Origin of the sequence: Mycobacterium sp. TY815 (genome assembly GCF_030755135.1) — a bacterium.
In the GTDB taxonomy this organism is placed as follows: Bacteria; Actinomycetota; Actinomycetes; order Mycobacteriales; family Mycobacteriaceae; genus Mycobacterium.
The window spans coordinates 2240441-2252743 of the sequence record NZ_JAUFRX010000001.1 but is presented as its reverse complement, the minus strand read 5'-3'; the positions used below and the strand labels follow the sequence as shown (position 1 = coordinate 2252743).

At 68.2% G+C, this 12303-nt stretch carries 14 protein-coding genes; 10 read left to right on the top strand and 4 right to left on the bottom strand.

Annotation, left to right across the window (positions count from 1 at the left end):
- Positions 1-31 precede the first annotated feature (31 nt).
- From QXK92_RS09385 to QXK92_RS09375, 3 genes are read left to right on the top strand one after another with little or no spacing between them, the layout of a single operon-like run.
- The gene (locus QXK92_RS09385; RefSeq protein ID WP_306241381.1) at positions 32-883 is read left to right on the top strand and encodes a siderophore-interacting protein; all 852 of its coding nucleotides are present in this window, start codon (positions 32-34) and stop codon (positions 881-883) included.
- 35 nt (positions 884-918) lie between these two features.
- Positions 919-2079 (top strand): lactate 2-monooxygenase, encoded by a 1161-nt coding sequence (locus QXK92_RS09380; RefSeq protein WP_306241380.1) that lies wholly within the window; start codon positions 919-921, stop codon positions 2077-2079.
- A 32-nt stretch (positions 2080-2111) separates the two neighbouring features.
- Positions 2112-3008 (top strand): tyrosine recombinase XerC, encoded by an 897-nt coding sequence (locus tag QXK92_RS09375; protein ID WP_306241379.1) that lies wholly within the window; start codon positions 2112-2114, stop codon positions 3006-3008.
- Here the strand turns inward: QXK92_RS09375 and QXK92_RS09370 are convergent.
- Complete coding sequence (locus QXK92_RS09370; protein ID WP_306241378.1) at positions 2945-3502, bottom strand: M23 family metallopeptidase; 558 nt, start codon at positions 3500-3502, stop codon at positions 2945-2947. The two genes, QXK92_RS09375 and QXK92_RS09370, sit on opposite strands and share 64 nt — an antisense overlap.
- Positions 3503-3805: 303 nt before the next feature.
- Here QXK92_RS09370 and rpsB point away from each other — a divergent pair, with 303 nt between their 5' ends.
- The 3 genes from rpsB to QXK92_RS09355 are packed head-to-tail and all read left to right on the top strand — an operon-like array spanning position 3806 to position 6920.
- Positions 3806-4642, top strand: coding sequence for a 30S ribosomal protein S2 (gene rpsB, locus QXK92_RS09365; RefSeq protein WP_306241377.1), 837 nt, complete (start codon positions 3806-3808; stop codon positions 4640-4642).
- A gap of 23 nt (positions 4643-4665) precedes the next feature.
- The gene (tsf, locus tag QXK92_RS09360) at positions 4666-5481 is read left to right on the top strand and encodes a translation elongation factor Ts (protein ID WP_306241376.1); all 816 of its coding nucleotides are present in this window, start codon (positions 4666-4668) and stop codon (positions 5479-5481) included.
- Between the two features lie 26 nt (positions 5482-5507).
- Positions 5508-6920 carry an amidase gene (locus QXK92_RS09355; RefSeq protein ID WP_306241375.1) on the top strand — a complete coding sequence of 471 codons (1413 nt, stop codon included), beginning with the start codon at positions 5508-5510 and terminating at the stop codon, positions 6918-6920.
- A 3-nt stretch (positions 6921-6923) separates the two neighbouring features.
- Here QXK92_RS09355 and QXK92_RS09350 read toward each other — a convergent pair whose 3' ends face one another.
- Complete coding sequence (locus QXK92_RS09350; protein ID WP_306241374.1) at positions 6924-7343, bottom strand: MarR family winged helix-turn-helix transcriptional regulator; 420 nt, start codon at positions 7341-7343, stop codon at positions 6924-6926.
- Positions 7344-7655: 312 nt separating this feature from the next.
- Here QXK92_RS09350 and QXK92_RS09345 point away from each other — a divergent pair, with 312 nt between their 5' ends.
- Complete coding sequence (locus QXK92_RS09345; RefSeq protein WP_371934501.1) at positions 7656-8336, top strand: DUF1942 domain-containing protein; 681 nt, start codon at positions 7656-7658, stop codon at positions 8334-8336.
- Positions 8337-8447: 111 nt separating this feature from the next.
- Positions 8448-9386 (top strand): lysophospholipid acyltransferase family protein, encoded by a 939-nt coding sequence (locus QXK92_RS09340; protein WP_306241373.1) that lies wholly within the window; start codon positions 8448-8450, stop codon positions 9384-9386.
- 12 nt (positions 9387-9398) lie between these two features.
- Here QXK92_RS09340 and QXK92_RS09335 read toward each other — a convergent pair whose 3' ends face one another.
- Both QXK92_RS09335 and QXK92_RS09330 read right to left on the bottom strand, forming a co-directional pair.
- Positions 9399-10130 carry a response regulator transcription factor gene (locus QXK92_RS09335; protein WP_306241372.1) on the bottom strand — a complete coding sequence of 244 codons (732 nt, stop codon included), beginning with the start codon at positions 10128-10130 and terminating at the stop codon, positions 9399-9401.
- Positions 10131-10352: 222 nt separating this feature from the next.
- Positions 10353-10589, bottom strand: coding sequence for a CsbD family protein (locus QXK92_RS09330; RefSeq protein ID WP_306241371.1), 237 nt, complete (start codon positions 10587-10589; stop codon positions 10353-10355).
- Positions 10590-10864: 275 nt separating this feature from the next.
- Between QXK92_RS09330 and pyrH the strand changes: the two genes are divergently transcribed.
- Both pyrH and frr read left to right on the top strand, forming a co-directional pair.
- Positions 10865-11632 carry a UMP kinase gene (pyrH, locus tag QXK92_RS09325; protein ID WP_306241370.1) on the top strand — a complete coding sequence of 256 codons (768 nt, stop codon included), beginning with the start codon at positions 10865-10867 and terminating at the stop codon, positions 11630-11632.
- 91 nt (positions 11633-11723) lie between these two features.
- Positions 11724-12281: a ribosome recycling factor gene (gene frr / locus QXK92_RS09320; RefSeq protein WP_306241369.1), complete on the top strand. Its 558-nt coding sequence runs from the start codon at positions 11724-11726 to the stop codon at positions 12279-12281.
- The last annotated feature ends 22 nt before the right edge of the window (positions 12282-12303 follow it).

Genomic DNA, 12303 nt, shown 5'->3' with positions numbered 1-12303 from the left:
GACGTGGGGTCAGATCGGGACAGGAGAAAACGTGGCAGGCCGGCCCGTGCAGGCTTTCGAGGTGGTCAGTACCGAGCAGCTGACGCCGCACATGGTGCGGGTGGTGCTGGGCAGCAACAACTTCGACACGTTCGTGCCCAGCAAGTTCACCGACTCCTACGTCAAGTTGGTGTTCGTCGCCGAGGGCATCGACGTGGCTGCGCTGCCGCAGCCGCTGACGATCGACAGCTTCGCCGGACTGCCGCCGGAGAAGCGGCCGCCGGTGCGCACCATCACCGTCCGCCGAGTCGACGAGGCCGCCGAACGGATCACGCTGGACATCGCGGTGCACGGCGAGCACGGAGTGGCGGGACAGTGGGCCGCCACGGCCCAGCCGGGCCAGCCGATCTATCTGATGGGCCCCAGCGGCGCCTACGCGCCCGACCCGGCCGCCGACTGGCACCTGCTGGCAGGCGACGAGGCCGCGCTGCCGGCCATCTCGGCAGCCCTGGAGGCACTGCCGGACTCGGCGGTGGGCATGGCGTTCATCGAGGTGGCCGGCCCCGACGACGAGATACCGCTGACCGCCCCGGAAGGAGTCGAGGTCAACTGGGTGTACCGCGGCGGACGCGCGGATCTGGTGCCGGAGGATCGCGCCGGTGACCACGCCCCGCTGATCGAGGCGGTCACCACCGCCCGTTGGCTGCCCGGCCAGGTGCATGTCTTCATCCATGGCGAGGCGCAGGCCGTCATGCACAATCTGCGGCCCTACATCCGCAAGGAGCGCGGCGTCGACGCCCAGTGGGCTGCCTCGATCTCGGGCTACTGGCGGCGCGGGCGCACCGAGGAGTCGTTCCGGCAGTGGAAAAAGGAGCTGGCTGAGGCGGAGTCCGCGGAGCAGTAGGTTCGGCTCAGACGCGGGCTGGCATCCTCTAAGTCATGGCATTCGGCGACTATCAGCTCGAAATCTATTTCCAGGGTCTGGCCGGGGTAGCGCCCTCGCTTCCGATGGCGTTCGCCGAGCTGGAGGCCAGGGCGGAAAAGGCGATGGCGCCCTCAGTCTGGTCGTATGTCACCGGGGGAGCAGGCGATGAACGCACCCAGCGCGCCAACCGCGAGGCGTTCGACCGCTGGGGTTTGATGCCGCGCATGTTCGTCGGTGCCGCCGAGCGCGACCTGTCGGTGCAGATGTTCGGCCTGACACTGCCCTCGCCGTTGTTCATGGCGCCGATCGGTGTCATCGGCCTGTGCGCACAGGATGGGCACGGCGACCTGGCGACGGCGCGCGCGGCGGCGCGCACCGGCGTGCCGATGGTGGTCTCCACCTTGACCGCCGACCCGCTGGAAGACGTCGCCGCGCTGTTCGGCGACACCCCCGGGTTCTTCCAGCTGTACACGCCCAAGGACCGCGACTTGGCCGCCAGCCTGGTGCAGCGGGCCGAAGCCGCCGGCTACAAGGCCATCATCGTCACCCTCGACACCTGGATCCCCGGCTGGCGCCCCCGCGACCTGACCACGGCCAACTTCCCGCAACTGCGGGGTCACTGCCTGAGTAACTACACCAGCGACCCGGTGTTCCGCGCCGGGCTGCAACGGCCGCCCGAGGAAGACCCGCAGGGCACGGTGCTGGCCTGGGCGCAGACCTTCGGAAACCCGCTCACCTGGGACGACCTCACCTGGCTGCGGTCCCTGACCGACCTGCCGATGATCATCAAGGGCATCTGCCACCCCGACGACGCCCGGCGCGCGATCGACGGCGGCGTCGACGGCATCTACTGCTCGACGCACGGCGGCCGCCAAGCCAACGGCGGGTTGCCGGCACTGGACTGCCTGCCCGGCGTCGTCGAGGCCGCCGGCGGGCTGCCGGTGCTGTTCGACTCGGGCATCCGCAGCGGAGCCGACGTCGTCAAGGCGCTGGCCATGGGCGCCACCGCGGTCGGCGTCGGCCGGCCCTACGCCTACGGGATGGCCCTGGGCGGGGTCGATGGCGTCGTCCACGTACTGCGCAGCCTGCTCGCCGAAGCGGATCTGACCATGGCCGTGGACGGCTACCCGTCGCTCAAAGATCTCACCCCGGACACGCTGCGGCGCGTCCTCTGAAAGACCGGGGCGCGCCGTGTCAGCGTGAGGGAATGCAGGCCGTCCTCGACGAGTTCGACGAATACCTGGAACTGCAGTGCGGTCGCTCGGCGCACACCCGTCGCGCCTACCGCGGCGACCTGCGCTCGCTGTTCGATTTCCTCACCGCGCGTGGATCGGATCTGCAAACCCTGAGCCTGCCGGTGCTGCGGTCGTGGCTGGCCGGGGCCGCCGGTGCGGGGGCGGCCCGCACCACGCTGGCCCGCCGCACCTCCTCGGTCAAGGCCTTCACCGCCTGGGCCGTGCGCCGGGGCCTGCTGGCCACCGATCCCGCCGCCCGCCTGCAGGTGCCCAAAGCCCACCGCACGCTGCCGTCGGTGCTGCGCCAGGACCAGGCGCTGGCCGCCATGACGGCCGCTAAATCCGGAGCCGAACAGGGTGATCCACTGGCCCTGCGCGACCGGCTGATCGTCGAACTGCTCTACGCCACCGGCATCCGGGTGAGCGAGCTCTGCGGTCTGGACGTCGACGACGTCGACACCGCGCATCGGGTGGTGCGGGTGCTGGGGAAAGGCAACAAACAGCGCACGGCGCCGTTCGGGACACCGGCCGCCGAAGCGCTGAGCGCCTGGCTGTCGAACGGGCGTCCGGCGCTGGCCACCGCGGAGTCCGGCCCTGCGCTGCTGCTGGGCGCGCGCGGCCGCCGGCTCGACGTGCGGCAGGCCCGCACGGTGGTGCACCAGACCGTCGCGGCGGTGGACGGCGCACCCGACATGGGACCGCACGGGCTGCGGCACAGCGCCGCCACCCACCTGCTCGAAGGGGGAGCGGACCTGCGGGTGGTGCAGGAGTTGCTCGGCCATTCCAGCCTGGCCACCACCCAGCTCTACACCCACGTCGCGGTCGCCCGGTTGCGCGCGGTGCATGACCAGGCGCACCCGCGGGCCTGACCCGTCAGCGGCTTGAGCCGGATCGGCGTCGACGCCAGCAGGCCCAGCGGGTCGACATAGTCCGCGTGCGAGGCCGGACCCCACATCGCCCCCCAGTGCAGACACGCCGCCACCGGGCACCCGGCGTGCCCGGCCAACAACTCACCGATGACCGCGCCGGATGCCACCGTCTGGCCGGCCCGCACCCGCGCGCGCAGCGGTTCGTAGCTGGTGTGCAAGCCGCCGGGGTGAGCCAGCGACACCACCGGGCGGCCCCCCGAGAGCCCCGCGAAGATCACCGTCGCATCGCCCGCGGCGTAGACCGCCTGGCCCGGGTTGCCCGCCAGGTCAACGCCACGGTGCCCGGCCTGCCAGTCGGGCTTGGGTGCATCGAACGCGCGCGTCACTGCCGGTGCCGGACGCAGCGGCCACTGCAGCCGCTCACCGGCGGCGTCGGCCGGCGGAGCGTTGAGCAGCACCCAACACACCGCCAGGACCAGCAATATCCATCGCATCCGGGTAGTGCACCGGACCCGCCCACGCCCCGCCAGTCACTGGGACGGCCCTGTGGACGCTGGGATCGGCCCGGTGGGCAGCGGGAAAAACCACCCGCCCGCGCGGTGTAAACTCCTCTACGCAGCTCGTGAAAGCGGGCTGACTTCGCGCGTCTGCAACGCGGCCCAGTAATCGAGGGACCCGCATCAGCATGCCGAGCGGTCCCGTTAGTCCCCGGACGCGGGTTCGGCATCGCAGCAGGCGCCAGGGCCCGGTCTCAACCGATTCCGGGCGACAACCGACATTGAAAGCTGGGCATTGCCATGGCTGTTGTAACCATGAAGCAGCTGCTTGACAGCGGCACCCACTTCGGGCACCAGACCCGTCGCTGGAATCCCAAGATGAAGCGGTTCATCTTCACCGACCGCAACGGCATCTACATCATCGACCTGCAGCAGACGCTGACCTACATCGACAAGGCGTACGAGTTCGTCAAAGAGACCGTCGCCCACGGCGGCAGCGTCATGTTCGTCGGCACCAAGAAGCAGGCACAGGAATCCGTCGCCGCTGAAGCGACCCGTGTCGGCATGCCGTACGTGAACCAGCGCTGGCTGGGCGGCATGCTCACTAACTTCTCCACCGTGCACAAGCGTCTGCAGCGCCTCAAGGAGCTCGAGGCGATGGAGCAGACCGGTGGTTTCGAGGGTCGCACCAAGAAGGAAATCCTGATGCTGACCCGCGAGAAGAACAAGCTCGAGCGCAGCCTCGGTGGTATCCGCGACATGGCCAAGGTGCCGTCGGCGATCTGGGTCGTCGACACCAACAAGGAGCACATCGCCGTCGGCGAGGCCCGCAAGCTGGGCATCCCGGTGATCGCGATCCTCGACACCAACTGCGACCCCGACGAGGTCGACTACCCGATCCCGGGTAACGACGACGCGATCCGTTCGGCCGCGCTGCTCACCAAGGTGATCGCCTCCGCGGTCGCCGAGGGTCTGCAGGCCCGTGCCGGGCTGGGCCGTGGCGACGGCAAGCCCGAGGCCGAAGCCGCCGAGCCGCTGCCCGAGTGGGAGCAGGAGCTGCTGGCCGGTGCCGCCGCTACCGCCGGCGCCGCCGAAGCCCCGAGTGGCACCCCCGAATCAACAACAGACGCATCCTGAGATATCTCAAGAAAGGCTGAGCATTGGCGAATTTCACCGCTGCCGACGTCAAGCGACTTCGGGAGCTGACCGGTGCTGGAATGCTCGACTGCAAGAACGCGCTGGCCGACTCGGACGGCGACTTCGACAAGGCGGTCGAGGCGCTGCGGATCAAGGGCGCCAAGGACGTCGGCAAGCGTGCCGAGCGTGCGACGGCTGAAGGTCTGGTGGCCGCCAAGCAGGGCGCACTGATCGAGCTGAACTCCGAGACCGACTTCGTCGCCAAGAACGCGGAGTTCCAGGCCCTGGCCGACGAGGTCGTCAACGCCGCCCTGGAGTCCAAGGCGACCGACGTCGAGAGCCTCAAAGCGGCCAGCATCGGCGACAAGACGGTCGAGCAGGCCATCGCCGAGTTGTCGGCCAAGATCGGCGAGAAGCTGGAGCTGCGCCGCGTGCAGTACTTCGACGGCAACGTCGAGACCTACCTGCACAAGCGGGCCGCTGACCTGCCGCCGGCCGTCGGGGTGCTCGTCGAATTCACCGGCGAGGACAACGACGCGGCGCACTCGGTTGCCCTGCAGATCGCCGCCCTCAAGGCGCGCTACCTGTCCCGCGACGACGTCCCCGAGGACGTGGTGGCCAGCGAGCGCCGCATCGCCGAGGAGACGGCCAAGGCCGAGGGCAAGCCGGAGCAGGCGCTGCCCAAGATCGTCGAGGGCCGCCTCAACGGCTTCTTCAAGGACAGCGTGCTGCTCGAGCAGCCGTCGGTGTCCGACAGCAAGAAGTCGGTTAAGGCACTGCTCGACGAGGCCGGAGTCACGGTGACGCGCTTCGTGCGCTTCGAGGTGGGGCAGGCCTAGTCCGGGTCTGCCTCGACACTCGACGCATGGCTCGGGTACACGCTTTTCGCGACGACGCCCTAGGCGACCTGGATGCGGTCGCCCTGGCCGAGGCGATCCGCACCGGCCGGGTGGGCCGGGTTGATGCCGTCGAGGCCGCCATCGCGCGCGCGGAGGCGGTCAACCCAGCATTGAACGGCCTGGCCTACCAGGCCTTCGACGCGGCCAGGGCCGCCGCCGGGCAACACGGCGGCGGCTTCCGCACAGGCTTTTTCGAAGGCGTGCCGACGCTGATCAAGGACAACATCGACGTCGTCGGACAGCCCACGATGAACGGCACCGACGCCTGGGAGCCGCGACCGGCCAGCGCGGACAGTGCGGTCACCCGGGTGGTGCTCGACACCGGACTGATATCGCTGGGCAAGACCCAGCTGTCGGAGTTCGGGTTCAGCGCCGCCGCCGAGCATCCGCGGCTGGGGCCGGTCCGCAACCCCTGGAACACCGACCACACCGCCGGCGCCTCGTCCTCGGGGTCCGGCGCGTTCGTCGCCGCCGGGGTGGTGCCCATCGCGCACGCCAACGACGGCGGCGGTTCCATCCGGATCCCGGCAGCGTGCAACGGGCTGATCGGGCTCAAGCCGTCGCGCGGGCGCATGCCGCTGGACCCGCAATACCGGCGGTTGCCGGTGGGCATCGTCGCCAACGGCGTCCTGACCCGCTCGGTGCGCGACACCGCGGCTTTCTACCGTGAGGCCGAGCGGCTGTGGCGCAATCCCAAGCTGCCGCCGATCGGCGACGTGACGCGACCGGGGAAGCAGCGCCTCAAGATCGCGGCACTGACCAGTTCCGTGCGGCGCGAGGCGAGTCCCGAGATCAGGGAGTTGACCCTGAAATCGGCGGCGCTGCTCGAGGAACTGGGCCATCACGTCAGCTACATCGACAACGACTGGGTGCCGGCCAGCTTCGTCGACGACTTCGTCCTGTACTGGGGCTTCCTGGCGTTCGCGCAGGTGGGTAGCGGTCGCCGACTGTTCGGCGACACCTTCGACCGCACCAGGCTGGACGAGCTGACACTGGGACTGGCCCGGCACACCCGACGCAACATCCACCGGGTGCCACTGGCCATCGCGCGGCTGCGCGGTCTGCCTCGGCGCAGCGCCCGGTTCTTCGGCGACTACGACGTGTTGCTCTCTCCGACCCTCGCCGAGCCGACGCCCGCCATCGGACACCTCGCGCCCTCCGACTATCAGCAAGTCATCGACCGGCTGATCGACTGGGTAGCCTTCACTCCGCTGCAGAACGTGACCGGCGAACCCGCGATCTCGCTGCCACTGGCGCAGTCAGCGGACGGGCTGCCGGTGGGAATGATGCTGGCGGCCGACACCGGCCGGGAGGCGCGGTTACTCGAATTGGCCTATGAACTCGAAGAGGCCCGGCCGTGGGCAAGGATCCACGACTGACGTTCAGTCCGATCCGAGCTTGACGAGCATGTTCTTGAACTCGCGCTGTTCGGCGTCGCTGAGCCGGCAGAGGATGTGGGCGTCGGCGGTGCGCACCACCGCCTCAGCCCGTTGCAGCAACTCCTGGCCCTGGCTGGTCAGGGACGCCGGCAGGGCGCGGCCGGAGGACACCGACGCCGGTCGCGACACCACACCGAGGTCTTCGAGTTTGCGCAGCACCGTGTTCATGGCCTGAGGCGTGACGCCGGCGCCACGGGCCAACTCGGCACTCGACAAGCCTGGTCTCAGGGACAGGATCCGCAGACACACGAATTCGGGGAGCGTGAGCCCCAGGGGACTCAGCGCCGCGGCCACCTCAGGCCGGAGCAGGGTCGTCACCCGGTACAGCAGATATCCCAGCGGCGCGTCCTGGACCGAAGTCATATCAGGGATATTGACATATCAGCGGCCTGGGCGTCGGCGAACAAAGCCGCGTGATTCCGCGAGTAAGGAAATCGCCGCCAATTCGGTCTCCGCCCAAATGCAGTGACCGGTGTTGCGCAAGTGAGTCGGCGAATTGGATGTGGCCCAAATCAAATTCGCGATGTTTACCCAGCTAGAAAGCTCGCAGGTGACGGTTTCGGCACCTGCGGGTGTTTGAGCCGCGGCGGCACCGGTAATGCGACCGGGGTGCGGTTGAGCGCTTGAGTCAAGGGCGCGCGCCGCCTCGAACGACACCAACGGAGAGGATTCAGCGTGAAGTTCACCACCACCACTGCTAAAACTGCCATCGCAGCCGCGGGAATTGCGGCAGTGAGCCTTTTCGGTGCGGCGGCCGCGGCGGCCACGCCCGGCGTCCCCGAGGGACTCGGCACCCCGCAAACACTGGTCGACGGCGCGCTGGTTACCGACTACACCGTCAGCAACCTGCAGCCGGCCAACGTGACCATCCCCGGCTACACCCCGCAGGGCCAGCTGTGGCAGGCCGACATCAACGCCCGCGCCAACAGCGGCGTGGTGACTCCGGTCGTGTCCAACTTCAATGCCCGCGCCGGCGAGCAGAACTACCGGGTGATCAGTGCGCCGGCCACCCCGCAGGGTCTGAGCCCCGCTCCGATCACTCAGGGCGGCACCTCGACCGGCAAGATCTACTTTGACGTGACCGGGCCGGCACCGAGCGAGGTCGTCTACAACGACGGCATGCAGGACGTGCTGGTGTGGGACACCAACCCGGCGAGCGCACCGGCGCCCAACTCGGTCCCGGGCCAGACGGGCCAGCTGCCCAACACTATGCCCGGCCAGCCGAACACCATGCCCGGCCAGCCGAACACCATGCCCGGCCAGCCGAACACCATGCCCGGCCAGCCGAACACCATGCCCGGCCAGCCGAACCCGGCTCCTGGGATGACGCCTAACGAGCCGATTCAGCAGAGCTAACCAGCATCGCCCCCTCCCCGCGCCACGGCCATGGCGCGGGGAGGTTGCTGTTCGCGGCAGGAGCCGGCAGCAATGTGAGTTGTCTATGCGCGTTGTGGGTATGAACACGGTATGACCCACACCACAGACCACCGGCCGCCGGAAGTCCGCGACCAGGCGCAGCGATTCGCCGACGACGCGCGGACGGCCATGCAGAAGAAGCGCGACAAGCAGGACGGCGGCGTCAGCGGCTGGGTGGCGCAGCGCGCCGGCGCGTGGGACCTCGAAGGCCAGGACGAGGACACCATGCACCGCCAGAAGTTTTTCTGGAATGCGTTGGTGGACTATTGGTTTCGCATGGAGATCGACGGCTGGGAGAACATCGGCCCGGCACCCGCGCTGTTGATCGGCATCCACTCGGGCGCGCCGTTCGTCTGGGACGCATGGACCGTCGGCCTGCAATGGTGGCGACGGTTCGGCCCCGACCGCCCGTTGCACGGCACGGCCCACGACGCGCTGATGGCCATTCCGGGTATCGGCAAGTACTTCCGCGCGATGGGCGTGCTGCCGGCGGCGCCGGATGCCATCGCGACCGCACTCGCCGAGGGACGCGACGTGGCGCTGTGGCCCGGCGGCGAGGTGGACTCATTGCGGCCGTGGGTCGAACGCGACCGCGCGATCCTGGCCGGGCGCAAGGGCTTTGTGAAGATGGCGATCCGCGCCGGCGTCCCGATTGTGCCGATCGCCACCGTCGGTGGCGCCGACGCCATGCCGGTGCTCATCCGTGGTGACCGTCTCTCCCGAATGTTGCGGCTGGACAAGCTGTTTCGGCTCAAGGTGTTCCCCGTGGCGATCTCGCTGCCCTGGGGTATCGCGCCGGCGGCGCTGCCGCAGCTGCCGCTACCGGCCAAGATCAGGACCCGGTTCATGCCGCCGATCGAGCTGGATCACGACCCCGAACGCGCCGAGGATGAGGATTACGTCGACGCCAAGTACCGCGAGGTCCAGGACAGCATCCAGCGCGGCATGGATGCGCTGGCCCGCAAGCGGGCACTGCCGGTGTTCGGCTGACCGTGCGCCCGCTTATTGGGCGATTGAGTCGCGGTCGAATTCCGTCCACACCGGATTGAGCATCGGCTCGCCGACGATCCAGCGCGGTTGCGGGGGAGACACCGCCATATACCCGACGCCCCGCACGGTATCGACCATGGACTCGTGCGCGGGGCCGAGCTTGGCGCGCAACCGCCGCACGTGCACGTCGACGGTGCGCACCCGGCCGTTACTCTCGTAACCCCACACCTCATGCATCAGGCGCGTCCGGCTGAAGGCCCGACCAGCATGCTGCACAAGGAAATTCAGCAATTTGAACTCGGTGAGCGTCAGGCCCAGGTCCTTGCCGTGCAGGGACACCGTGTAGCTGGCCGGATGGAGCAGCAGGTCGCCGAACTCCAGCGTGCCGCCGACGGCCTTACGTCGGCGGGTGATGGCCAGGCGCAGTCGAGCCTGTAACTCGGCGGCACCGGCCGCGGCCAGCAACACGTCGTCGAAGTTCCAGTCGATGTCGACTTCGACGAAATCGGCCGGCGCCACCACGGCGACAACAGCCAGTTCCGGCCGATTGGCCGTCAGGTGCCGGCAAGCCGAGCGGGCGGCCACCAGGTCGGTGCGGGAATCGATGATGGCGACATCCGCGCCCTCGGTGAGGCCGACTTCTCCGTCGCCCAGAGGTGCGACGCGAACGGTCAGGGCGAACGTGTCCAAAGTGGGCAACGCGGATTGAAAGTCGGCCTCATTGGTGAGCAGAAGAACGTCCAACCGCCATCTCCAAACCTAGGTGCCCGCAATCCCAGCGAACCATCCTCCGACCCCGTTCGTCACCTCCGGTAGAGATGCCGCCCCGATGGAATGCCGAATACCCCGTTCAGCGTGCGATTATTCCATTTTTGATACCGCGGGTACTGCGAAACGGCGACTTCTCCGCAAAGTTCGATGGACCCGGTCCGTATGCACAGACCGGGCCCATCCTCGAAACAAGCTCTACTGGTTGGACTTCTGCCGTTCCTCGGCGACCTGGGCGGCACCGCGGGCAGCCTCCGCCTGGGCTTCCTTCTTGGCCGCCTCGCGCTGCGCCTCGGCCTTGTCCTGCTGCGCTTCGCCCTCGTTGACCAGGTCACCGCGCCCGGTCACGGTACCGACGGCTTCCTTGGCCTTACCTTTGACGTCCTCGACGATTCCCTTGACTGCTTCAGCCGGGCCGGAGTTGCTGTCCGCCATGGTGTTCCTCTCAGTGGCCGTCGCATCAGCGACGACGGGTCTTCGGGGGTGGGTTCACCGGTCGAAGAAACGACCGCTGCTTCATGACGATGCGGGTCCTGCTTCTCAAGACGCCGATCCATCGCCGCGTGCTGCGGATTCCCCCACCCTGCGGCGGTCAAACATGAGCAGCGAGATTGTGCACCCCGCCCACGCCAGAGCGTGGCAATGAGGCAGGATGATGAGGCGCCGTTCCGGGGTGGTGACCGGGATGGCACTCTCATGCGAGGAGACTGATGACGGAGTCCAGGGAGCCCGACGCCGCCGGCTCGGCGGCTCCAAGGATTAACGGCTCGTCGTCGAAGTACTCGCGCGTGCTGCTCAAGCTCGGTGGCGAGATGTTCGGTGGGGGGCAAGTCGGGCTGGATCCCGACGTCGTCGCGCTGGTGGCCCGGCAGATCGCCGAAGTGGTCCGCAGCGGCGTGCAGGTCGCCGTCGTGATCGGCGGCGGCAACTTCTTCCGTGGTGCGCAGCTGCAACAGCGCGGTATGGAACGCACCCGTTCGGATTACATGGGCATGCTCGGTACCGTGATGAACAGCCTTGCGCTGCAGGACTTCCTGGAGAAGGAAGGCATCGCCACCCGCGTCCAGACGGCGATCACGATGGGTCAGGTGGCCGAGCCCTACCTGCCGCTGCGCGCGGTGCGGCACCTGGAGAAGGGTCGCGTGGTGATCTTCGGCGCGGGTATGGGACTGCCCTACTTCTCCACCGACACCACTGCCGCACAGCGGGCCCTCGAGATCGGCGCCGAAGTGGTGCTGATGGCCAAGGCGGTCGACGGTGTGTTCGCCGAGGACCCTCGCGAGAATCCCGACGCCGAGTTGCTCACCGCGATCAGCCACCGCGAGGTCATCGACCGTGGCCTGCGGGTGGCCGATGCCACCGCCTTCAGTCTGTGTATGGACAATGGCATGCCGATCCTGGTGTTCAACCTGCTGACCGACGGCAATATCGCCCGGGCGGTGGCAGGTGAGAAAATCGGGACGTTGGTCACCACCTGACGGGAAGACGAAATAATGGTCCGCGCTTGCGACGATGCAGCTAGCACCGATGCGGGGGCACCACCCGCTTGCGGGGGAAGGAGCGGCGCACGTGATTGACGAGGCTCTCTTCGATGCCGAGGAGAAGATGGAAAAGGCCGTATCGGTGGCCCGTGACGACCTCTCCACCATCCGGACCGGCCGCGCGAACCCGGGAATGTTCTCCCGGATCGCGATCGACTACTACGGTGCCATGACGCCGATCACCCAGATGGCCAGCATCAACGTTCCCGAGGCGCGGATGGTGGTGATCAAGCCCTACGAGGCCGGCCAGCTGAACGCCATCGAGAACGCGATCCGCAACTCTGACCTGGGAGTCAATCCCACCAACGACGGCACCATCATCCGGGTCGCCATACCGCAGCTCACCGAGGAACGGCGCCGGGAGCTGGTCAAGCAGGCGAAGTCCAAAGGCGAAGACGCCCGAGTCTCGGTGCGCAATATCCGCCGCAAGGCGATGGAGGAGCTGCACCGCATCCGCAAGGACGGCGAGGCCGGCGAGGACGAGGTCGGGCGCGCGGAGAAGGACCTGGAGAAGGCCACCCACCAGTACGTCGCCCAGATCGACGAGCTGGTCAAACACAAGGAAGCCGAGCTGCTGGAGGTCTGACGACCACCCCGCAGCTCAGTCC